This window comes from Streptomyces sp. NPDC058291 (assembly GCF_042880855.1).
Lineage (GTDB): Bacteria > Actinomycetota > Actinomycetes > Streptomycetales > Streptomycetaceae > Streptomyces.
This window is the reverse complement of record NZ_JBHVYK010000040.1, coordinates 22,299-44,751: the sequence shown is the minus strand read 5'-3', so window position 1 is coordinate 44,751 and position 22,453 is coordinate 22,299. Positions and strand designations below refer to the sequence as shown.

21 protein-coding genes and 1 pseudogene are annotated in these 22,453 nt (G+C 72.4%); 21 read left to right on the top strand and 1 reads right to left on the bottom strand.

The annotated features are described in order from the left end of the window. The first annotated feature begins 20 nt into the window (after positions 1-20). The 3 genes from ACFVYK_RS21065 (at position 21) to ftsH (ending at position 6,180) form a co-directional block, all read left to right on the top strand. Positions 21-2,468 carry a [protein-PII] uridylyltransferase gene (locus ACFVYK_RS21065; RefSeq protein WP_389776096.1) on the top strand — a complete coding sequence of 816 codons (2,448 nt, stop codon included), beginning with the start codon at positions 21-23 and terminating at the stop codon, positions 2,466-2,468. 122 nt (positions 2,469-2,590) lie between these two features. After that, complete coding sequence (gene ffh, locus ACFVYK_RS21060) at positions 2,591-4,141, top strand: signal recognition particle protein (protein ID WP_329414052.1); 1,551 nt, start codon at positions 2,591-2,593, stop codon at positions 4,139-4,141. Positions 4,142-4,236: 95 nt separating this feature from the next. Next, entirely contained in the window at positions 4,237-6,180 is a 1,944-nt protein-coding gene (gene ftsH, locus ACFVYK_RS21055) for an ATP-dependent zinc metalloprotease FtsH (protein WP_389776093.1), read from the top strand. Between the two features lie 60 nt (positions 6,181-6,240). On the opposite strand, the gene ACFVYK_RS21050 is transcribed toward ftsH, so the two are convergent. Then, entirely contained in the window at positions 6,241-7,098 is an 858-nt protein-coding gene (locus tag ACFVYK_RS21050; protein WP_389776090.1) for an SAM-dependent methyltransferase, read from the bottom strand. A gap of 201 nt (positions 7,099-7,299) precedes the next feature. Between ACFVYK_RS21050 and proS the strand changes: the two genes are divergently transcribed. From proS to ACFVYK_RS20960, 18 genes and pseudogenes are all read left to right on the top strand, one after another. After that, positions 7,300-8,715 carry a proline--tRNA ligase gene (proS, locus tag ACFVYK_RS21045; RefSeq protein WP_389776087.1) on the top strand — a complete coding sequence of 472 codons (1,416 nt, stop codon included), beginning with the start codon at positions 7,300-7,302 and terminating at the stop codon, positions 8,713-8,715. A gap of 260 nt (positions 8,716-8,975) precedes the next feature. Continuing rightward, positions 8,976-9,572, top strand: coding sequence for a hypothetical protein (locus ACFVYK_RS21040; RefSeq protein WP_389776085.1), 597 nt, complete (start codon positions 8,976-8,978; stop codon positions 9,570-9,572). Positions 9,573-9,965: 393 nt separating this feature from the next. Next, positions 9,966-10,385 (top strand): 30S ribosomal protein S16, encoded by a 420-nt coding sequence (gene rpsP, locus ACFVYK_RS21035; protein WP_389776082.1) that lies wholly within the window; start codon positions 9,966-9,968, stop codon positions 10,383-10,385. Between the two features lie 5 nt (positions 10,386-10,390). Next, a complete protein-coding gene (locus ACFVYK_RS21030) occupies positions 10,391-10,630 on the top strand; it encodes an RNA-binding protein (protein WP_005479813.1) in 240 nt (79 codons plus the stop codon). Positions 10,631-10,763: 133 nt separating this feature from the next. Next, positions 10,764-11,327 carry a ribosome maturation factor RimM gene (gene rimM, locus ACFVYK_RS21025; RefSeq protein ID WP_389776079.1) on the top strand — a complete coding sequence of 188 codons (564 nt, stop codon included), beginning with the start codon at positions 10,764-10,766 and terminating at the stop codon, positions 11,325-11,327. Next, positions 11,327-12,160 carry a tRNA (guanosine(37)-N1)-methyltransferase TrmD gene (trmD, locus tag ACFVYK_RS21020; protein ID WP_389776076.1) on the top strand — a complete coding sequence of 278 codons (834 nt, stop codon included), beginning with the start codon at positions 11,327-11,329 and terminating at the stop codon, positions 12,158-12,160. The genes rimM and trmD overlap by 1 nt, the downstream gene beginning before the upstream one ends. Before the next feature lie 137 nt (positions 12,161-12,297). Then, the gene (gene rplS / locus ACFVYK_RS21015; protein WP_152892233.1) at positions 12,298-12,648 is read left to right on the top strand and encodes a 50S ribosomal protein L19; all 351 of its coding nucleotides are present in this window, start codon (positions 12,298-12,300) and stop codon (positions 12,646-12,648) included. 45 nt (positions 12,649-12,693) lie between these two features. After that, positions 12,694-13,425 carry a signal peptidase I gene (lepB, locus tag ACFVYK_RS21010; RefSeq protein ID WP_389776074.1) on the top strand — a complete coding sequence of 244 codons (732 nt, stop codon included), beginning with the start codon at positions 12,694-12,696 and terminating at the stop codon, positions 13,423-13,425. Then, positions 13,418-14,515, top strand: a complete 1,098-nt coding sequence (gene lepB / locus ACFVYK_RS21005) for a signal peptidase I (RefSeq protein WP_389776071.1) — start codon at positions 13,418-13,420, stop codon at positions 14,513-14,515. Before lepB (ACFVYK_RS21010) ends, lepB (ACFVYK_RS21005) begins: the two co-directional genes overlap by 8 nt. Next, positions 14,403-15,380 carry a signal peptidase I gene (gene lepB, locus ACFVYK_RS21000; protein WP_389776068.1) on the top strand — a complete coding sequence of 326 codons (978 nt, stop codon included), beginning with the start codon at positions 14,403-14,405 and terminating at the stop codon, positions 15,378-15,380. Before lepB (ACFVYK_RS21005) ends, lepB (ACFVYK_RS21000) begins: the two co-directional genes overlap by 113 nt. 110 nt (positions 15,381-15,490) lie before the next feature. After that, positions 15,491-16,273, top strand: coding sequence for a signal peptidase I (gene lepB, locus ACFVYK_RS20995; RefSeq protein ID WP_389776065.1), 783 nt, complete (start codon positions 15,491-15,493; stop codon positions 16,271-16,273). Continuing rightward, positions 16,263-16,799 carry an NUDIX hydrolase gene (locus ACFVYK_RS20990; RefSeq protein ID WP_389776062.1) on the top strand — a complete coding sequence of 179 codons (537 nt, stop codon included), beginning with the start codon at positions 16,263-16,265 and terminating at the stop codon, positions 16,797-16,799. The genes lepB (ACFVYK_RS20995) and ACFVYK_RS20990 overlap by 11 nt, the downstream gene beginning before the upstream one ends. 56 nt (positions 16,800-16,855) lie before the next feature. Continuing rightward, positions 16,856-17,164 (top strand): DUF2469 domain-containing protein, encoded by a 309-nt coding sequence (locus tag ACFVYK_RS20985; protein ID WP_055510545.1) that lies wholly within the window; start codon positions 16,856-16,858, stop codon positions 17,162-17,164. A gap of 162 nt (positions 17,165-17,326) precedes the next feature. Continuing rightward, positions 17,327-17,733: pseudogene (locus ACFVYK_RS20980) on the top strand (YraN family protein). Position 17,734: 1 nt separating this feature from the next. Continuing rightward, positions 17,735-19,360, top strand: a complete 1,626-nt coding sequence (locus ACFVYK_RS20975; RefSeq protein ID WP_389776059.1) for a YifB family Mg chelatase-like AAA ATPase — start codon at positions 17,735-17,737, stop codon at positions 19,358-19,360. Further along, positions 19,357-20,517 (top strand): DNA-processing protein DprA, encoded by a 1,161-nt coding sequence (dprA, locus tag ACFVYK_RS20970; protein ID WP_389776056.1) that lies wholly within the window; start codon positions 19,357-19,359, stop codon positions 20,515-20,517. Before ACFVYK_RS20975 ends, dprA begins: the two co-directional genes overlap by 4 nt. A 263-nt stretch (positions 20,518-20,780) precedes the next feature. Next, positions 20,781-21,626: an RNA polymerase sigma factor WhiG gene (whiG, locus tag ACFVYK_RS20965; protein WP_389776054.1), complete on the top strand. Its 846-nt coding sequence runs from the start codon at positions 20,781-20,783 to the stop codon at positions 21,624-21,626. Between the two features lie 94 nt (positions 21,627-21,720). Beyond that, positions 21,721-22,278, top strand: coding sequence for a helix-turn-helix domain-containing protein (locus tag ACFVYK_RS20960; RefSeq protein WP_389776147.1), 558 nt, complete (start codon positions 21,721-21,723; stop codon positions 22,276-22,278). Positions 22,279-22,453: the final 175 nt, after the last annotated feature.

The window sequence follows — 22,453 nt, the reverse complement described above, 5'->3', positions numbered from 1 at the left end:
AACAGAACAGGAGTCGCTGGGTGACGAGTACGGACGTGCGCAAGGATGCAGAGGACTCGGGACCCAGCGGCTACGCGGCGGCCCGGCTGCGCCTCCTCACCGAGGGGGCGCGGTCCGGGCCGCCGCGCCGTGCGGCCCTCGCCGAACTGACCGACGAGTGGCTGGCCGGGCTGTTCGCCGCCGGCGCCGAGGACCTGAAGGGCGTGTCCCTGGTCGCCGTCGGCGGCTACGGCCGCGGCGAACTCTCCCCGCGCAGCGACCTCGACCTCCTGCTGCTGCACGACGGCGCCGACGCCAAGGCGGTCGCGGCCCTCGCCGACCGCCTGTGGTACCCCGTGTGGGATCTGGGCCTCGCCCTCGACCACTCGGTGCGCACCCCGGCGGAGGCCCGCAAAACGGCCGGGGAGGACCTCAAGGTCCAGCTCGGCCTGCTGGACGCCCGCCACCTCGCCGGCGACTCGGGCCTCACCGCCGGGCTGCGGACGTCGGTCCTCGCCGACTGGCGCAACCAGGCCCCCAAGCGGCTGCCCGAGCTCCAGGAACTCTGCGCCGAGCGCGCCGAACGCCAGGGCGAGCTGCAGTACCTGCTGGAACCCGACCTCAAGGAGGCGCGCGGCGGACTGCGGGACGCCACCGCGCTGCGCGCCGTCGCCGCCTCCTGGCTGGCCGACGCGCCCCGCGAGGGCCTCGACGGCGCCCGCCGCCGGCTCCTCGACGTGCGCGACGCCCTGCACCTGGCGACCGGCCGCGCGACGGACCGGCTCGCCCTCCAGGAGCAGGACCAGGTCGCGGCCGAGCTGGGCCTGCTGGACGCGGACACGCTGCTGCGGCAGGTGTACGAGGCGGCCCGCGTCATCTCCTACGCGAGCGACGTCACCTGGCGCGAAGTCGGGCGCGTGCTGCGGTCGCGCTCCGTGCGGCCCAGGCTGCGCGCGATGCTCGGGGGCGGCAAGCCCGCGCCCGAGCGCTCTCCGCTGGCCGAAGGCGTCGTGGAGCAGGACGGGGAGGTCGGGCTCGCCCGTGCCGCACGCCCCGAACGCGACCCCGTGCTGCCGCTGCGCGCCGCGGCCGCCGCCGCCCAGGCCGGCCTCCCGCTCTCCCTGCACGCCGTACGCCGCCTCGCCGCCACCGTGCGCCCGCTGCCCACGCCCTGGCCCGCCGAGGCCCGCGAACAGCTGGTCACCCTGCTCGGCTCCGGCCAGCCCACGATCGAGGTCTGGGAGGCGCTGGAGGCCGAGGGCCTGGTCACACAGCTGCTGCCCGACTGGGAGCGGGTGCGCTGCCGGCCACAGCGCAACGCCGTGCACATCTGGACCGTCGACCGGCACCTCATCGAGACCGCCGTGCGCGCCTCCGAGTTCACCCGCCGCGTCAGCCGCCCCGACCTCCTCCTGGTCGCCGCCCTGCTGCACGACATCGGCAAGGGCTGGCCCGGCGACCACTCGGTCGCGGGCGAGATCATCGCCAAGGACGTCGCGGCCCGCATCGGCTTCGACCGCGCCGACGTCGCCGTCCTCTCCGCGCTCGTACGCCACCACCTGCTGCTGATCGAGACCGCCACCCGGCGCGACCTGGAGGACCCGGCCACGGTCCGCTCGGTCGCCGAGGCGGTCGGCTCGCACAGCACCCTGGAGCTGCTGCACGCGCTCACCGAGGCGGACGCGCTCGCCACCGGACCCGCCGCCTGGTCCTCCTGGCGGGGTTCGCTCGTGGCGGACCTGGTCAGGCGGGTCGCGGCGGTGCTCGCCGGGGACGCCCCCGAGGAGCCCGACGCGAGCGCGCCCACCGCCGAGCAGGAGCGGCTCGCCATCGAGGCCGTCGCCACCGGCAGCCCGGTGCTGTCCCTGCGCGCCCAGACCGAGCCGCCCACGGAGGAGCAGCTCGCCGGCGACCCCGAGCCGCTCGGCGTGGAGCTGCTCATCGCGGTGCCCGACCAGGCGGGCGTGCTGCCCGCGGTGGCCGGGGTGCTCGCCGTGCACCGGCTGACCGTCCGCACGGCCGAGCTGCGCGCCCTGGACCTGCCGGCCGGGGTCGAGGGCTCCGTCCTGCTGCTGAACTGGCGGGTCGCCGCCGAGTACGGCTCGCTGCCCCAGGCAGCCCGGCTGCGCGCCGACCTCGTACGCGCCCTGGACGGCTCGCTGGACATCGCCGGCCGGCTCGCGGAACGCGACGCCGCCTACCCCCGCCGCCGGGGCGTGGTCGCGCCGCCGCCGCGCGTGACGGTGGCCCCGGCCGCCTCCCGGCACGCCACGGTCATCGAGGTGCGCGCCCAGGACGCGCCGGGCCTGCTGTTCCGGATCGGCCGGGCCCTGGAGGACGAGGGCCTGCGCGTGCGCAGCATGCACGTCTCCACCCTGGGCGCGAACGCCGTGGACGCCTTCTACGTCACCGGAGCCGACGGCTCGCCCCTGCCCGGCGACGAGGCCGCCTCCGTCACCCGCAAGCTGGAGGAGACGCTGCGCGCGTGAGCGCGGCCGCGCGAGACATCCGTCCAGTCCGCTGAATACAGCAGGCGGGGACGAAGGCCTTGCGCGGCCGGATACCCTGGAAGACGCTCAGACTGCCCCCGACTCCGAGGACCGACGCCGCCGTGTTCGATACTCTCTCCGATCGCCTTTCAGCGACCTTCAAGAACTTGCGCGGCAAGGGGCGCCTGAGCGAAGCGGACATCGACGCCACGGCGCGCGAGATCCGCATCGCACTCCTCGAAGCCGACGTCGCTCTGCCGGTCGTCCGCACGTTCATCAAGAACGTCAAGGAGCGGGCCCTCGGCGCCGAGGTGTCCAAGGCGCTGAACCCCGCCCAGCAGGTCCTGAAGATCGTCAACGACGAACTCGTCACGATCCTCGGCGGCGAGACCCGCCGCCTGCGCTTCGCCAAGCAGCCGCCCACCGTGATCATGCTGGCCGGTCTGCAGGGCGCCGGCAAGACCACCCTCGCGGGCAAGCTCGGCCGCTGGCTGAAGGAGCAGGGCCACTCGCCGCTGCTCGTCGCCTGCGACCTCCAGCGCCCCAACGCCGTCAACCAGCTCAGCGTCGTCGCCGAGCGGGCCGGCGTGGCCGTGTACGCCCCGCAGCCGGGCAACGGCGTGGGCGACCCGGTCCAGGTCGCCAAGGACTCCATCGAGTTCGCCAAGTCCAAGGTCCACGACATCGTGATCGTGGACACCGCCGGCCGCCTCGGCATCGACGCCGAGCTGATGCGCCAGGCCGCGGACATCCGCGACGCCGTCTCGCCCGACGAGATCCTCTTCGTCGTCGACGCGATGATCGGTCAGGACGCGGTCAACACCGCCGAGGCCTTCCGCGACGGCGTGGGCTTCGACGGCGTCGTGCTGTCGAAGCTCGACGGCGACGCCCGCGGCGGCGCCGCCCTGTCGATCGCCTCGGTGACCGGCAAGCCGATCATGTTCGCCTCGAACGGCGAGAAGCTCGACGAGTTCGACGCCTTCCACCCTGACCGGATGGCCTCCCGCATCCTCGACATGGGTGACCTCCTCACCCTGATCGAGCAGGCGGAGAAGACGTTCAGCCAGGAAGAGGCCGAGAAGATGGCCTCCAAGCTGGCGTCCAAGAAGGGCCAGGACTTCACCCTGGACGACTTCCTGGCCCAGATGGAGCAGGTCAGGAAGATGGGCAGCATCTCCAAGCTGCTCGGCATGCTGCCCGGCATGGGTCAGATCAAGGACCAGATCGCCAACCTCGACGAGCGGGACGTCGACCGCACGGCCGCGATCATCAAGTCGATGACCCCGGGCGAGCGCCAGGACCCGACCATCATCAACGGCTCGCGCCGCGCCCGCATCGCCAAGGGCTCGGGCGTCGAGGTCAGCGCCGTGAAGGGCCTGGTCGAACGCTTCTTCGAGGCCCGCAAGATGATGTCCCGGATGGCGCAGGGCGGCGGCATGCCGGGAATGCCGGGGATGCCGGGCATGGGCGGCGGCGCCGGCCGGACGAAGAAGCAGCCGAAGCAGGCCAAGGGCAAGCAGCGCTCCGGAAACCCGATGAAGCGCAAGCAGCAGGAGCTGGAGGCGGCCCGGCGCCGTGAGGCGCAGGCCCAGGGCGGCAACGCGCTCGGGCTGCCGCAGCAGGGCGCCCAGGACTTCGAGCTGCCGGACGAGTTCAAGAAGTTCATGGGCTGAGTCCGGCAGGGCTCCACAGTCGTCGAGGGCGCTCTCCCGAGCCGGGGGCGCCCTCAGCGCATGCCGTGCCCGGGGCTCTGTCGTAACGTCCAGATATGAGCAATGCCGCTCCGGCGCGTAAGACTCCCGAGCAGCCATGGCGCACCGAGGGCACCCCGGACGACGGAACGCGCCCCCCGGACGGCAGGAGGATGCGCGGCCGCTGGTGGGGGCTGGCCGTCACCGCCGTGATCGTCTTCCTGCTGGTGTACATCGGCCTGAACTACCTCGGCGGCGGAGACGAGCCGACGATCTCCTACACGGAGTTCAGCAGACAGGTCGACGCGGGCAACGTCGACACGATCTACTCCAAGGGCGATGCCATCCAGGGCCGGCTCAAGAAGGCCCGTGACGACCCCGAAGGCGGCGGCCGGTACACCGAGTTCAAGACCCAGCGCCCGGCCTTCGCGGACGACGATCTGTGGCGGAGCCTGGACCGCGAACACGTCACGGTCACCGCCCGGCCCGTCGTCCAGCAGCGCAGCCTGGTGTCCAACCTGCTGCTCTCGCTGGTGCCGATCGTGCTGCTGGCGGCCGTGTGGATCTTCTTCGCCCGGCGCTTCGGCGGCGGTCCGGGCGGTGCGGGCGGCATGCTCGGGCGCAAGACGCCGCCCAGGCCGGTGGATCTGCGGCCCGGCGCCCGGCGCACCACCTTCGCCGACGTGGCCGGCATCGACGAGGTCAAGGGCGAGCTGGACGACGTCGTCGACTTCCTCGAACACCCCGAGCTGTACCGTCGGATGGGCGCGAAGATGCCCCGCGGGGTGCTGCTCGCCGGCTCGCCGGGCACCGGCAAGACCCTGCTGGCCCGCGCGGTCGCGGGCGAGGCCGGCGTGCCGTTCTTCTCCGCCTCGGCCTCCGAGTTCATCGAGATGATCGTCGGGGTCGGCGCGTCCCGGGTCCGCGAGCTGTTCGCCGAGGCCCGCAAGGTGGCGCCGTCGATCATCTTCATCGACGAGATCGACACCATCGGGCGGGCCCGCAGCGGCGGCGCCTCGGTGAGCGGTCACGACGAGCGCGAGCAGACGCTGAACCAGATCCTCACCGAGATGGACGGCTTCACCGGCTCCGAGGGCGTCGTCGTCATCGCGGCGACCAACCGCGCCGACATCCTCGACCCCGCGCTGACCCGGCCCGGCCGCTTCGACCGGGTGGTCAGCGTCTCCCCGCCGGACCGCGGCGGACGCGAGGCGATCCTCGCCATCCACACCCGCGAGATCCCGCTCGCGCCCGACGTGGACCTGACCCGGGTGGCCCGCACGACCCCCGGCATGACGGGAGCGGATCTGGCCAACCTCGCCAACGAGGCCGCGCTGCTCGCGGTGAAGCGCAAACAGGAGCAGGTGACCCAGGCCGACCTGTCCGAGGCGCTGGAGAAGGTGCAGCTGGGCGCCGAGCGCACGCTGATCATGCCGGAGGAGGACCGCCGGCGCACCGCCTTCCACGAGAGCGGCCACGCTCTCCTCGGCATGCTGCAGCCCGGCGCCGACCCGGTCCGCAAGGTCACCATCGTGCCGCGCGGCCGCGCCCTGGGGGTGACCATGTCGACCCCGGAGGTGGAGCGGTACGCGCTCTCCGAGGATTACCTGCGCGGCCGGATCATCGGCGCCCTCGGCGGCATGGCGGCCGAGCAGGTCGTCTACGGCGTCGTCACGACCGGCGCCGAGAACGACCTGGAGCAGGTCAGCAACATCGCGCGCGGGATGGTCGCGCGGTGGGGCATGAGCGAACGGGTGGGCCGCCTCTCCGCCCTCCCCGGCGACGCCCAGCAGGCCTACGGCCTCGCCGCCGCCCCGGCGACCCTCGACGCCATCGACCACGAGATGCGCCGCATCGTCGACGAGTGCTACGACGAGGCCTGCCGCAAACTCCGCGAGCACCGCGCCCAGCTGGACGCCCTCGCCCTGGCACTGCTGGAACAGGAGACGCTGGAGGAGGCGGACGCGTACCGGATCGCGGGCGTCACCCGGCGGTCGGCCAGGACCGGCGAGGACGCCTGACGGGCCCGGCCCCGCGAGGCCGGGACCGGGCGGGTCGGCGCGTCACGAAGTGCGGGCGCGTCAGGGAGTGCGGGCGATCAGGTACCGGAACACGTTCGGCATCCACACCGTCCCGTCCGACCGCCGGTAGGGGTGCAGCGCCTCCGTCAGCTCCTTGTCGACCTGCGCCTGGTCCGTCGCCGCCACCGCCGCGTCGAACAGTCCCGTGGACAGCAGCCCCCTGAGGGCGCTGTGCAGGTCGGCGTACCCGAACGGACAGGCCACCCGACCCGATCCGTCCGGCCGCAGACCGGCCCGCCGGGCGACCTCCTCCAGGTCGTCGCGCACGGCCGGACGTAACCGCACCGTGCCGCGGTCCTGGTCCGCCAGCTTCGCCGCGACCCGCAGCACCGCCGTGGTGGCGCAGCGCTCGGGCGGGCCCCAGCCCACCAGCACCACGGGCGCGCCACGCCGGGCGAGCGGCGTCGCGGCCGCCAGCGACGCGGTCAGTTCCTCCGTGTCGCCCGCCACGCGTCCGATCGGCTCGAACGCCGTCACCACGGTGTACGCGGACGTTCGTCCGCCCGGCCGTTCCATGGGCAGCCGGTCGGTGAGCCGGACGTCCACCCGCGCGCGGGCCCCCCGGCTCTCCCCGAGCAGCCGCTCGCGGGCGAGGGCCAGCCGCGCGGGGGAGGAGGACTCGACCCCGGTGAGCGCCGCGCCCCGGGAGGCCGCCATCACCAGGGCGAGCCCGGAGCCGCAGCCGAGGGAGAGGAGCCGGGTGCCGGGCCCCGTCTCCAGCCGCTCGTGGACGGCCTCGTAGAGCGGAACCAGCATCCGTTCCTGGATCTCGGACCAGTCACGCGCGCGTGCACCCAGATCCGCGTGGGACGCCGGCCCCGCGTGAGGCAGGTGCTGTCGCACGAGCACAGGTGTCATGGAAAAGCGCCCCAATCCGCCGAGAGTCTGCCGCTTAACCCGATCAGGTGGGCCCCCGCGCAGTGCCCTCGCACCGCTCCCGTATGCCAGGTAACTCCCCGTCTGCGGCCGCGTCCAGGGGTTGCGGAGCCCTGGTTGGGGACGGCATGTGCCTGTGGCGAGAATTCACATGACGGCAACGCGGGGCCGTACCATCGCGCCATGGCCAAGGCACCCGTTCTCACCCCGCGGGCGGACGACTTCCCCCGCTGGTACCAGGATGTGATCAGCAAAGCGGAACTGGCCGACAACGGCCCGGTGCGCGGCACGATGGTGATCCGGCCGTACGGGTACGGCCTGTGGGAGCGGATGCAGGCGGAACTGGACGCCCGCATCAAGGAGACCGGCGCCGAGAACGCGTACTTCCCGCTGCTGATCCCGCAGTCGTACCTGACCCGCGAGGCGGACCATGTCGAGGGCTTCGCGCCCGAGTTGGCCGTGGTCACACACGGAGGCGGCAAGGAGCTCGAGGAGCCGGCGGTGGTGCGGCCGACGTCCGAGACCATCGTCAACGAGTACTTCTCCAAGTGGGTGCAGAGCTACCGCGACCTGCCCCTGCTGATCAACCAGTGGGCCAACGTGGTCCGTTGGGAACTGCGGCCGCGCGTCTTCCTGCGCACGTCGGAGTTCCTCTGGCAGGAGGGCCACACCGCGCACGCCACCTGTGAGGAGGCCCGCGACTTCGCCGCGCGCATCCATCGCGAGGTCTACGGGGACTTCCTGGAGAACGTCCTCGCGACCGACTTCGTCGCCGGACGCAAGACGGTCAGGGAGCGCTTCGCGGGCGCCGTCAACACGCTCACCCTGGAGAGCATGATGGGCGACGGCAAGGCCCTGCAGATGGTCACCAGCCATGAGCTCGGGCAGAACTTCGCCAGGGCCTTCGACACCCGCTATCTGTCGAAGGACGGCGTCCAGGAGCTGGTCTGGCAGACCTCCTGGGGCGCGACCACCCGCATGATCGGCGCCCTGGTGATGATCCACGGCGACGACCGCGGGCTGCGGGTGCCGCCGCGACTGGCCCGGATCCAGGCCGTCGTCCTGGCGGTCAAGGGCGACGAGGCGGTTCTGGCCAAGGTCCGCGAGGTCGCCGACCGGCTCGGGGCGGCGGGCGTCCGCGTGCGGACCGACGACCGCACGGACGTCCCCTTCGGGCGGCGCGCCGTCGACTGGGAGCTCAAGGGGGTGCCCGTGCGCGTCGAGATCGGGCCCCGTGACCTGGACGCCGGCACGGCGACGATGGTCCGCCGGATCCCGGGCGGCAAGGAACCGGTGGCGATCGACGCTCTGGCGGCTCTCGTGCCGGCCGTCCTGGAGGAGGACCAGGCGCTCCTGCTGCGGCAGTCCCGTGCGCGCCGCGAGTCGCGGACGGCGGACGTGTCCACGATCGAGGAGGCGGCCGAGGCGGCCGCCGCCGGCGGCTGGGCGCGCATCCCGTGGGCCGTCCTCGGGGCGGAGGGCGAGGCCAGGCTGGCCGAGCGGGCGCTGACCGTACGGTGTCTGGTCGCCGAGGACGGGTCGGTGCCGGAGGACGGAGACGCTCCCGGTAACGTCGCGGTCGTCGCACGCGCCTACTGAGACGGCGCGCTCCGTCGGCGAGAGCGGCCGAAACGCCTCTTGCGCCCCTGCGGAACACCGCACCCCGGCGCGCGGACAGGGTCTACGCGCCGGGTCGTAGCGAGGACTACGCACCAGCTTGGTAGGAGCTGTGAGGCTTCTCCGCAGATCAGCGCACCCGCCCTCGTCCGGACGCATCAGTGCCAACTGACGGGTACGTGCAAATTATTTGAGATGCCCCGGAATAGGAACACGAGGGCACCCCCGCTCGTTGTCATTACGTGAGCACGACACAGACACCACCAGTTCTCGCCGCAGAGCTGGCAGAGGCGTGGGCCGACATTCAGCGGTACCACCCCGAGCTGCCGGATCTCGCCGCGCCAGAGTCCCTGATCGGGGAGTCGTCGTCCGCCTGCGGTCACGAGCTCTCCTTCGAGCGACTGCTTCACGAGGCAGTCCATGGCATCGCCGCCGCCCGCGGCGTCCGCGACACCTCCCGCGCGGGCCGCTACCACAACCGCAGATTCCTCGCGATCGCCGAGGAACTGGGCCTGGACCACCCCGAGGAACCCCATCCGAGCAGCGGGTTCTCCCTGGTGACGCTCAATCCCGAGGCCAAGCGCCGCTACCGGCCCACCATGGAGCGCCTCCAGCGGGCCCTCAAGGCGCACACGGCGGCCACCTCCGCCGACACCTCCCGCACCTTCCGCGGCCCGGCGGCCCGGCACGGCTCCTCGGGCGGAGGCGTCCGGGTCAAGGCCGTCTGCGACTGCGGGCGCAACGTGCGGGTCGTGCCCTCGGTCCTGGCCCAGGCGCCGATCGTGTGCGGGGGCTGCGGCAAACCGTTCCGGATCCCGGAGATCGCCGGCGCGGCGTAACCCCGGGCGGCCCGGCACCGGCATCTCGTGGCTGCCGGTCGACGGCGAGGAGCGGGGCGTCCGCCCACCGCGGCCGCCGTGCCCGCCTCCCCGGCGCCTCGATGGCGCGGGGGTCCGGGCGGGGCGTGCGGGCTGCGGCCGGCGCCCCGCCGCACCGGCCGCACCCGACGCGCGTCCACCACGCCGCCGGGTGCCGAGGCGGTGTGCCCGGGCGCCGGCGGCCCCTCGGCCCGAGGCGACCCGCGGGGTGTGGCACAATGGCTAGCTGTACTCGACAGTCGCACAGGACCCCTCTCTCCTCCGGCTGACGCGTCCATCGGGCACTCGGGTACCGCAACCCCACGCGGCAATCTGCCGTGCCCAATCACGTCAAAACCAGGAGAACCCACTCCAGTGGCAGTCAAGATCAAGCTGAAGCGTCTGGGCAAGATCCGTTCGCCTCACTACCGCATCGTCGTCGCCGACTCCCGTACCCGTCGTGACGGTCGTGCGATCGAGGAGATCGGCAAGTACCAGCCGACGTACCACCCCTCGATCATCGAGGTGGACGCCGACCGTGTGGCGTACTGGCTCAGCGTCGGCGCGCAGCCGACCGAGCCCGTGCTCGCCATCCTGAAGAAGACCGGCGACTGGCAGAAGTTCAAGGGCGAGCCCGCCCCGGCGCCGCTGCTCGTCGCCGAGCCCAAGAAGGCTCGCCCGTCGTTCGAGGCCCTCGGTGGCGACGACTCGGGCAAGGGTGAGGCGATCACCCAGAAGAAGAAGGCTGAGAAGAAGGACGAGGCCGCTGCCGAGTCCGAGTCGACCGAGGCCTGAGCAGCATGCTCGAAGAGGCGCTTGAGCACCTCGTGAAGGGCATCGTCGACAACCCCGACGATGTGCAGGTCGCCTCGCGCGACCTGCGCCGCGGGCGCGTGCTCGAGGTCCGGGTCCACCCGGACGACCTCGGCAAGGTGATCGGCCGCAACGGCCGCACCGCGCGCGCTCTGCGCACCGTCGTGGGCGCCATCGGCGGCCGGGGCGTCCGGGTCGACCTCGTCGACGTGGATCACGTCCGCTGACGCGTTTCGCAGCACCGGCTCGGGCCGGGGAGGGCCACTGGGCCGTCCCCGGCCCGTAGTCGTTCCGGCGCCCGTGACGCCGGGCACGACAGGGCATCACAGGCACGACAGGCACGACAGGAGATCTTGAGAAGTGCAGCTCGTAGTCGCGCGGATCGGCCGCGCCCACGGCATCAAGGGCGAGGTCACCGTCGAGGTACGCACCGACGAGCCGGAGCTGCGGCTCGCGCCCGGCGCCGTCCTGTCCACGGACCCGGCCTCGACCGGCCCGCTGACCATCGAGACCGGCCGGGTGCACAGCGGCCGTCTCCTCCTGCGCTTCGAGGGCGTGCGCGACCGCAACGCCGCCGAAGCCCTGCGCAACACGCTCCTGATCGCCGAGGTCGATCCCGAGGAGCTGCCCGAGGAGGAGGACGAGTACTACGACCACCAGCTGATGGACCTCGACGTGGTCACCAAGGACGGCGAGGAGGTCGGCCGGATCACGGAGATCTCCCACCTCCCCTCCCAGGACCTCTTCATCGTCGAGCGCCCCGACGGCAGCGAGGTGATGATCCCGTTCGTCGAGTCGATCGTCACCGAGATCGACCTGGAGGAACAGCGGGCGGTCATCGACCCGCCGCCCGGTCTGATCGACGACCGCGCCGAGGTCGCCTCCGACCGCGACGCGGCCGAAGCGGCCGGGGACGAGTCCTGATGCGCCTCGACGTCGTCACGATCTTCCCCGAGTACCTCGACCCGCTGAACGTCTCCCTCGTCGGCAAGGCACGCGCGCGTGGCAGGCTCGACGTGCGCGTGCACGATCTGCGCGCGTGGACCCACGACCGGCACAACACGGTCGACGACACCCCCTACGGGGGCGGGCCGGGCATGGTCATGAAGACCGACCCCTGGGGCGACGCCCTCGACTCCGTCCTCGCCGACGGCTACGAGACGGGCGCGCACGCCCCGGCGATCGTCGTCCCGACGCCCAGCGGCCGCCCCTTCACCCAGGAACTGGCCGTCGAGCTCTCCGAACGCCCCTGGCTGATCTTCACGCCGGCCCGCTACGAGGGCATCGACCGGCGGGTCGTCGACGAGTACGCTACCCGCGTCCCCGTCTACGAGGTCTCCATCGGCGACTACGTGCTGGCCGGCGGGGAGGCCGCGGTGCTGGTCGTCACCGAGGCGGTGGCCCGTCTGCTGCCGGGGGTGCTCGGCAACGCGGAGTCCCACCGCGACGACTCCTTCGCCCCCGGCGCCATGGCCAACCTCCTGGAAGGCCCGGTCTACACCAAACCGCCCGCCTGGCGCGGCCGGGAGATCCCGGAGGTGCTGCTCAGCGGGCACCACGGCAGGATCGGCCGCTGGCGACGCGACGAGGCGCTGCGCCGCACGACCGCCAACCGGCCCGACCTGATTGAGCGCTGCGCGCCCGAGGCCTTCGACAAGAAGGACCGCGAGACGCTCTCCATCCTCGGCTGGACGCCCGATCCCGAGGGTGAGCCGTACGGCCGATTTTGGCGCAGGACCGAGACCGTGGAACAATAGGTCGCTGTTGTGCGCCGTCCGGTGTGCGCCCCTGCCGCAGGGGGACACGACGCCCGCCTCGACGGGCACACGGCACTCAATCCTCGAACATCTAGTTCCGTTGATGACCTGTGGCATCAGCGAAGAAAGCAGACGAAATGTCTCACCTGCTCGACTCCGTCGACGCCGCGTCGCTGCGCAGCGACCTTCCGGCCTTCCGCCCGGGCGACACCGTCAACGTCCACGTCCGCGTCATCGAGGGCAACCGCTCCCGTGTGCAGCAGTTCAAGGGCGTCGTCATCCGCCGTCAGGGCGCCGGTGTCCGCGAGACCTTCACGGTCCGCAAGGTCTCCTTCTCCGTCGGCGTCGAGCGCACCTTCCCGGTGCACACCCCGATCGTCGAGAAGATCGAGCTCGTGACCCGCGGCGACGTGCGTCGCGCCAAGCTCTACTACCTCCGTGAGCTGCGCGGCAAGGCCGCGAAGATCAAGGAGAAGCGCGACAACTGAGCACCTTCCGGCGTTCACAGAGGGGCCGGATAGCATCTGGCCCCGATGGACACCGAAGCTCAGCCGACGACGGAGCGCGACCGCTCCTCCCGCCCTTCCGCACCCGAGGACGTCTCCCAGGAGACCCCGGGCCCGGAGGGACCGGAGAGGCGGTCGCGTTTCGCGTTCGCGGGGCGGATCGCCCACTGGATCCCCGGTGGCCGGGTCAGCCTGACCCTGCTGCTCTGCCTGGTGTTTTTGCTGACCCTCAACGCTTTCGTGGCACAACCCTTCCAGATTCCCAGCGGATCCATGGAAAACGGATTGAGGATCGGCGACCGGGTTCTCGTAAATAAGTTGGCGTACCGTTTCGGTGCCGAGCCGCGGCGCGGCGACGTCGTCGTGTTCGACGGCACCGGCTACTTCGGGAACTCCGACTACGTCAAGCGCGTCGTGGGGGTAGGGGGAGACCACGTGGTCTGCTGCGGCAAGGAGGGGAGGATCCAGGTGAACGGCCGGTCGGTCGACGAGTCGACGTTCCTGTATCCCGGCGACAGCCCGTCCACGGTCGACTTCGACGTGGTCGTGCCCGACGGCGCCCTGTTCGTCCTCGGCGACCACCGCGGCCGCTCCAGCGACTCGCGGAACCACCTCGGCTCGCCGGGCGGCGGCATGATCCCGGTGGACGACGTGATCGGCCGCGCCGACTGGATCGTCTGGCCCTACGCGCGCCTGGGCCGCCTGCCCCGCCCGAGCGCCTACGCGCGCGTGCCCGGCGCGGAGGGCGCCCATGGGTAACCGCGGCAGACCGCGTGGCGTGCCCGGCTCCACGGCGGACAACCTGCTGCCCACCGGCGCGCGACGGACCGCCGGCCCCGCGGCCGGGCGCTCGCGGGCGGAGCGACGCAAGCTGCAGCGCAAGGTCAAGCGCAAGCGCAGGCGCTCGGCCGTCCGGGAGATACCGCTGCTGGTCGGCGTCGCCGTCCTGATCGCCCTCGTCCTGAAGACGTTCCTCGTCCAGGCCTTCGTGATCCCGTCGGGCTCCATGGAGCAGACGATCCAGATCGGCGACCGCGTCCTGGTCGACAAGTTCACCCCGTGGTTCGGCTCCAAGCCCGAGCGCGGGGACGTCGTCGTGTTCAAGGACCCCGGCGGCTGGCTCAACGACGAGCAGACCACCGCGAAGAAGAAGGACCCGGTCGTCGTCAAGCAGGTCAAGGAGGGGCTCACCTTCATCGGTCTGCTTCCCTCCGACAACGAGAAGGACCTCATCAAGCGGGTCGTCGGGGTGGGCGGCGACCGCGTCGTCTGCTGCGACGCCCAGGGGCGGGTGACCGTCAACGGCGCGCCCCTGGAGGAGGGGTCGTATCTGTATCCCGGCAACGCGCCCTCCACCATGCCGTTCGACATCACCGTCCCCCAGGGGCGGCTGTGGGTGATGGGCGACCACCGGGCCAACTCCGCCGACTCCCGGTTCCACCAGAACACCGACTACGGCGGCACCGTCTCGGAGGACGAGGTGGTGGGACGGGCCATGGTCATCGCCTGGCCGCTGGGTCACTGGGTGCACCTCAAGGAACCGCAAACTTTCTCCTCCGTGACCGGCTCGGCCGTCACGGCGACCGCGTCCGCCCGGACGTCGCATAGTGTGGCTTCCGGCGATCCGAACGGATCGATTCGACAACTCCCGAGCCCTGCGGAACTCCCGCTCGTTATGGGAGTGGTGGGCCTGCGTCGTACGTGGCGCAGGCAGCGGCACAGAGTGAGGAGTTGGCGTGGGGGATGTGGCGGTTGGCGCACGGTCCGGGCACGACGGCGAGGATCACCGCGGGCACCCCGTGGAAGCCGCCGACCCGGGTCCGGACGACGGCGTGACCTCCGGGGGTGACCCGGCGGGCGGCGAGGGTCCGCCGGCGAGCGAGCCGCCCTGGACCGGCGGCGAGGGCTCGGGCGGCCCGGCGCCGAAGGCGAAGAAGCCCCGCTCCTTCTGGAAGGAGCTGCCGATCCTGATCGGCATCGCACTCGTCCTGGCACTGCTGATCAAGACGTTCCTGGTGCAGGCGTTCTCCATCCCGTCGGCCTCGATGGAGAACACCCTCAAGATCGGCGACCGGGTCCTCGTGGACAAACTGACCCCGTGGTTCGGCTCCGAGCCGGAGCGCGGCGAGGTCGTCGTCTTCCACGACCCCGACGACTGGCTGGCAGGCGAGAACACCGCGAATCCGAACGCCTTCCAGACCGTCCTCAGCTGGATCGGCCTGATGCCGTCGGCGGAGGAGAAGGACCTGATCAAGCGGGTCGTCGGCGTCGGCGGCGACACGGTCTCCTGCAAGGGCACGGGGCCGCTCACGGTCAACGGCAAGGCGCTCAACGAGCCGTACGTGTACCCCGGCAACACCCCGTGCAGCCAGGACGACCAGGGCGGCCAGTTCTCCGTGAAGGTCCCCAAGGGCTATGTCTGGGTCATGGGCGACCACCGGCAGAACTCGCGTGACTCCCGCTACAACCAGTCGGACAAGAACCACGGCATGGTGCCCGTCGACCAGGTCGTCGGCCGCGCCATCGTCAAGGCCTGGCCGATCAGCCACTGGGGCACGCTGCCGGTGCCGGACACCTTCGACCAGACCGGTCTGAACGACCAGTCCGCCGCGTCCACGGCGCTGACGGTCGCTCCGGAGGGCCTCGCTCTGGTCGGCGCCGTGCCGGTCGTCCTGTGGCGTCGCCGGCGTGCCCGGGACGCCGAGACCCGCTGACCTCTCCGTCTGCCGGGAGCAAACCCTTTCCCCACTCGTGACCAAGGCCCAGAAGACCCGGGGCGTCAGGGGCTGACCCGGTTCGGTACCGCCGGGTAGGGTGCGGATCCATGGGTGGCGAGAGCACTACGCGTACGGCCCCGCACAACGGCGGCGGCACCAGCAGTGGCCCGGTGGGCAGCCGGACCGGACAACGTCTGTCCGGTCTGGCCGTCGCACTGGGCCTCGTGCTGTTCCTCGGCGGATTCGGCTGGGGAGCCCTGGTCTACCGGCCGTACACCGTGCCCACCAGTTCCATGAGCCCGACGATCGCCGCCGGCGACCGGGTGCTGGCCCAGCGGATCGACGGCGGCGAGGTGCGCCGCGGTGACGTCGTGGTGTTCACAGACAAGACCTGGGTGAGCGACGCGCCCGTGGTCAAGCGGGTGGTCGCGGTCGGCGGCGACACGGTGTCCTGCTGCACCGACGGCAAGCTGACCGTCAACGGCAAGCAGATCGAAGAACCGTATCTGCCCGCGGGCAGCCTGGCCGAGAACAAGAAGATCCCGACCGTCAAGGTCCCGCAGGGCCGGCTGTTCCTGCTCGGCGACGAGCGGGAGGGCTCCCTGGACTCCTCCGCCCACCTCACCGACGCGGCCCAGGGCACGGTGGCGCGCAGCGCCGTCAAGGCCCGTGTCGACGCCGTCGTCTGGCCGATGAACGGCATGCTGAAGCGGCCCACGGGCTTCGAGTCCCTCGGCTCCCTGTCCCGGCCCGGCCCGCTGGGCGCGATCGGCTGGCTGATCGTCGCCGGGGCGGTACTGGTCCTCGGCGGCGGCGCGTACGGCCCGATCGCCAAGCGGACGTCGGGCCGCGGCGGCCGCGTCCGTCCGGAGCCCGCCGGTGCCCGCTGAGACGGCGGACGAGCCGGCGGGGACGGGCGCCGATTCCTCGCGGGCCGGGTTGCGCAAGGTCGCCCGGGTCGTCCTGCTCGATCCGCAGGACCGCATCCTGCTGCTGCACGGTCACGAGCCGGACGACCCCGCCGACGACTGGTGGTTCACACCCGGCGGCGGTGTCGAGGGCGACGAGACCCGCGAAGAGGCCGCTCTGCGGGAACTCGCCGAGGAGACCGGCATCACCGAGGCCGAACTGGGTCCGGTGCTGTGGCGACGGGTGTGCTCGTTTCCCTTCGCGGGCCGGCGCTGGGACCAGGACGAGTGGTACTACCTGGCCCGTACGACGGTGACGGCGATCGGGGCGACGGCCCTGACCGAGCTGGAGCGGCGCAGCGTCGCCGGAGCGCGTTGGTGGACGTGTCAGGAACTGACCCAGGCACATGAGACGGTGTATCCGACCAGACTCGCCGAGCTGCTGCGCACGCTGCTCGTCGAAGGTCCCCCGGCAGGACCCGTAACCCTGGACACGGAAATCGTCTAGGGCCGCGCGGGACTGGCGCACAATGGGGAGATCGCACGGCTGAAGGGGAACATGCCATGAGCGCCGAGGACCTCGAGAAGTACGAGACCGAGATGGAGCTGAAGCTCTACCGGGAGTACCGCGATGTCGTCGGTCTGTTCAAATACGTGATCGAGACCGAGCGGCGCTTCTACCTCACCAATGACTACGAGATGCAGGTGCACTCGGTCCAGGGCGAGGTGTTCTTCGAGGTGTCGATGGCTGACGCCTGGGTGTGGGACATGTACCGGCCGGCCCGGTTCGTGAAGCAGGTGCGGGTGCTCACGTTCAAGGACGTGAACATCGAGGAGCTGAACAAGAGCGATCTGGAGCTCCCGAGCAGCTGAGCCACCAGGTCGCCCGTCCGCCGCCGTCGTCCCCCCGACGGCGTCGCCCCTCCGACGGCGTCGCCCTGTTCCGGGCTGTGGCCGGCCGGCGACCGTGCGGGTGACGGAGTTCTCCACAGCCGCCGGGTTGTCCACCAAGATCCTTCCCGCGGCGGCGGATGCGTGAGCGTGGGTGCCGGAGGTGGTGCCCGATGAGCACGAACACGGATCTGGCCCGAGGAGCACTCGGCAGGTACGGCGAGGATCTGGCCGCACGGCGGCTCGCCGAGGCCGGACTGACGGTCCTGGAGCGCAACTGGCGCTCCGGCAGGACCGGCGAGATCGACATCGTCGCCCGGGACGGCGACGTCCTCGTCGTCTGCGAGGTGAAGACCCGCAGGGGCGGCGGATTCCAGCACCCGATGGCCGCGGTGACGCCGGAGAAGACCGAGCGGCTGCGCGCCCTCGCCGCGCGATGGATCCAGGAGCACGGGGGAGCCCCGCCGGGCGGCGTCCGCATCGACCTCGTCGGCGTGGTCCTGCCCGTTCGCGGAGCGCCCGTCGTCGAGCACGCGCGGGGGGTGGCCTGAGATGGGCTTCGCGCGTACGTGCTCGGTGGCGCTGGTCGGCGTCGAGGGAGTGGTCGTCGAGGTCCAGGCCGACCTGGAACCCGGCGTGGCGGCGTTCACCCTGGTGGGGCTGCCGGACAAGAGCCTGACCGAGAGCCGGGACCGGGTGCGGGCGGCGGTGGTGAACTCCGGCGCCGAGTGGCCGCAGAAGAAGCTCACGGTGGGCCTCAGCCCGGCCTCCGTGCCCAAGGGCGGATCGGGCTTCGATCTCGCCGTCGCCTGTGCCGTCCTCGGCGCCGCCGAGCGCATCGATCCCCGGGTGCTCGCCGACATCGTGATGATCGGGGAGCTGGGCCTGGACGGACGGGTGCGGCCGGTCCGCGGCATCCTCCCGGCGGTGCTCGCCGCGGCCGACGCCGGATACGAACAGGTCGTCGTGCCCGAGTGCGCCGCCGCCGAGGCCTCGCTGGTGCCGGGCGTCTCCGTGCTCGGCGTGCGCAGCCTGCGCCAGCTGATCGCCGTCCTCGCCGACGAGCCCGTGCCCGAGGAGGAGCCGGACGAGGCGGGCCGCCCCGATCCGCTCCTGGCCGGCCTGCGCATGCCCGGCACCGGCGCCGCCACCGGCATGCACGGCATGGGCGCCGCCCAGCAGGACCAGGGACACGACCTCGCGGACGTGGTCGGACAGCGCTCGGCCCGCACCGCGGTGGAGGTGGCCGCGGCCGGCGGACACCACCTCTTCCTGGAAGGGCCCCCGGGAGCGGGCAAGACCATGCTCGCGGAGCGCCTGCCGGCGGTGCTGCCCCGGCTGAGCAGGCAGGAGTCGCTGGAGGTCACGGCGGTGCACTCGGTGGCCGGGCTGCTGCCGCCGGGCAAGCCCCTCATCGACGTGCCCCCGTACTGCGCGCCGCACCACTCGGCCACGATGCAGTCGCTGGTCGGCGGCGGCCTCGGCGTCGCCCGCCCCGGCGCCGTCTCGCTGGCCCACCGCGGGGTGCTCTTCCTCGACGAGACCCCCGAATTCGGCAGCCACGCCCTCGACGCCCTGCGCCAGCCGCTGGAGGCCGGCCATGTGGTGATCGCGCGCAGCGCGGGCGTGGTGCGCTTCCCGGCGCGGTTCCTGATGGTGCTCGCGGCCAACCCGTGTCCGTGCGGCCGGTTCTCGCAGCGCGACACCCTGTGCGAGTGCCCGCCCTCCGCGATCCGCCGCTACCAGGCACGGCTGTCCGGCCCGCTGCTCGACCGGGTCGACCTGCGCGTCGAGGTCGACGCGGTCAGCCGGGCCGAACTCGCCCACCGCGGCCCCGGCGGCGAGTCCACGCAGACCGTCGCCGACCGGGTCCGGGCCGCCCGGGAGCGGGCCGCGGCCCGGCTGGCGGGCACCCCGTGGCGGACCAACAGCGAAGTGCCGGGCCGTGAGCTGCGCAACCGCTGGCACGCCACGACCGGCGCCATGGACGAGGCGGAGCGCAACCTGGAACGCGGGATGCTGACCGCGCGGGGGCTCGACCGGGTGCTGCGCGTCGCCTGGACCGTCGCCGACCTGGTCGGCCACGACCGGCCGGACGCGATGGACGTGGCCCTGGCCCTGCAGTTGCGCACGGGGGTGCCGCGCGGAGTCCCCATGGCCCTCGGGGCGTCGGCGTGAACGCCGGCGACGCCCCGGCCGACGACCGGCTCGCCCGGATCTTCCTCGGCCGGGTCGTCGAGCCCGGAGACGAGGTGAGCGGCCAGTGGGTGCGGGAACGGGGCGTGCCGGAGGTGGTGCGCCGGTTGCGTGGCGACGGCGAGCCGTTGCCCGGGGTGACCGCTCGACGGTGGGCCGGGCTGCGGGCCCGGGCCGGGCAGGCCGACCCGGAACGCGATCTCGCCCTCGCCCGCGAAGCCGGGGTCCGGTACGTCTGCCCCGGCGACGCCGAATGGCCGGGCACGCTGGACGAGCTGGGGGACGCACGGCCGCTCGGGCTGTGGGTGCGGGGGCGGCCCAGCCTGCGGATGTGGGCGCTGCGATCGGTCGCCGTCGTCGGCGCCCGCGCCTGCACCGAGTACGGCGCCCACATGGCCGCCACCCTGTCCTGCGGCCTCGCGGAACGCGGCTGGGTGGTCGTGTCCGGCGGGGCCTACGGCGTCGACGGAGCCGCCCACCGGGGGGCCCTCGGCGCGGGCGGCGCCACCGTCGCCGTCCTCGCCTGCGGGGTCGACCGGCCCTACCCGAGCGGCCACACGAAGCTGATCGGCCGGATCGCCGAACAGGGGCTCGTGGTCGGGGAGTTGCCGCCTGGCGACCATCCCACGCCGAGCAGGTTCATCCAGCGCAACCGGGTGATCGCCGCGCTCACCCGGGGGACGGTCGTGGTCGAGGCGGCCTACCGCAGCGGTTCGCTGGTCACCGCGAGGGCCGCGCAGCGGCTCGGCCGGCACACCATGGGCGTCCCGGGGCCGGCCACCAGCGGTCTGTCCGCGGGGGTGCACGAACTGCTGCGAGGCGAGGCCGTGCTGGTCACCGACGCCGCTGAGGTCGTCGAACTGGTCGGCGACATGGGCGAACTGGCCCCGGACCGGCGCGGCCCGATGCTGCCGCGCGACCTGCTGGAGCCGGGCGCCCGCCGGGTCCTGGCCGCACTCCCCGCCCGGCGCCCGGCCGCGCCGGACGAGATCGCCCGCGAGGCCGGCACCGCACCGGACGACGCGATCGCCCGGCTGTACGAGCTCAGAGCGCTCGGTTACGTCGAACGACACGGCGACGGTTGGAAGTTGACACGCCAGGCGATGGTCTCCGTTCGAGGGGGTCGGCCCCGATGTTGACCCGGGGGGTTCGGCCGTCCGGGGGAACGTCGAAAGCCTTGGGAATTGCGGTAGTTGACCCGGCGCCACCGTCACCCGCAGCGACCGCCATGACCCTCCGGGGCGCCCAGCGGAACGTATCTGCGCACCGGTCCGGGCATATCCTTCGCTCACCGCGACAGTCCAGTCACGCTACGCTCACGAGGATTCCGGCACAGACCGGACCACTGCACCACGCGGTACCGACCTCACGCACTTCACGGCAGAACGGCACAAGGCGACGAATGCCCCAGCACACCTCCGGGTCCGACCGGGCGGCGGCGATCCCCCCAGCCGCCCGTGACGGTGGCAGCGTGCGGCCGCCCGCCCCCTCGACGCTCGACGAGCTGTGGCGGTCGTACAAGGCGACCGGCGACGAGCGGCTGCGCGAGCAGCTGATCCTGCACTACTCGCCGCTGGTGAAGTACGTGGCGGGACGGGTGAGCGTCGGTCTGCCGCCCAACGTGGAGCAGGCCGACTTCGTCTCCTCCGGGGTCTTCGGGCTGATCGACGCGATCGAGAAGTTCGACGTCGACCGGGAGATCAAGTTCGAGACCTACGCGATCACCCGGATCCGGGGCGCGATGATCGACGAGTTGCGGGCGCTGGACTGGATCCCGAGATCGGTGCGGCAGAAGGCGCGCAACGTGGAACGGGCCTACGCGACGCTGGAGGCGCGGCTGCGGCGGACGCCCACGGAGTGCGAGGTGGCCGCCGAGCTGGGCATCGCCGTCGAAGAACTGCACGCCGTCTTCAGCCAGTTGTCGCTGGCCAACGTGGTGGCGCTGGAGGAACTGCTGCACGTCGGCGGCGAGGACGGCGACGGCCTCAGCTTCATGGACACCCTGGAGGACACCGCCGCCGACAACCCGGTGGAGGTGGCCGAGGACCGTGAGCTCCGACGGTTCCTGGCACGGGCGATCAACACGCTGCCCGACCGGGAGAAGACGGTCGTCACGCTCTACTACTACGAGGGGCTGACGCTCGCGGAGATCGGGAACGTGCTGGGCGTGACCGAGAGCAGGGTCAGTCAGATCCACACCAAGTCCGTGCTCCAGCTCCGCGCGAAACTGGCGAGCTTCGGCCGTTGACCCCGCCGCACGACATCGACGCGGACGGCGTCACTCCCGTCGGAAGCGGCGCGTCCGTACAGTGGTCGACGTGCCAAGGATTCGAGCGGCCTCTGTGGCCGAGCACCGGTCGATGCAGCGTGCCGCCCTCCTGGACGCGGCGCGCACCCTGCTGTCCGAGGGCGGGACGGAGGCGCTGACCTTCCCGGCCCTCGCCGAGCGGACGGGCCTCGCGCGTTCGTCCGTGTACGAGTACTTCCGGTCGCGGGCCGCCGTGGTCGAGGAGCTGTGCGGGGTCGACTTCCCCGTGTGGACGGCCGAGGTCGAGGCGGCGATGGCCGCGGCCGACGGGGCCGAGGGAAAGGTCGAGGCGTATGTGCGACGGCAGCTCGCGCTGGTCGGGGACCGGCGTCACCGGGCCGTCGTGGCGATCTCGGCGAGCGAGCTGGACGCGGGCGCCCGCGAGAGGATCCGGGCCGCGCACGGCGCTCTCGTGACGATGATCGGGGAGGCGCTGGCCGAGCTGGGGCACACGGAGCCCCGGCTGACGGCCATGCTGCTGCAGGGCGTCGTCGACGCGGCGGTGCGGCGCATCGAGCTCGGTGCGGCGGAGGACCCCGCGGTGATCACGGACGCGGCGGTGGCGATGGCGTTGCGCGGAGTGCGGGGCTGAGGAGCGGCCGGTCGGTTCGTGACGGCGGTACGCGGCCGAGGAGCTGACCTGTCGGGTCGTCGCAAAGGACCGGCGGCCCAGGAGCCGGGGGCCGGGGCCGGTCGAGCGGTCGTGGTGGTGGGGTTGGCGGTCGCGGTCGCGGTCGTGGTGGTGGGGTTGGGGGTTGGCGGTCGCG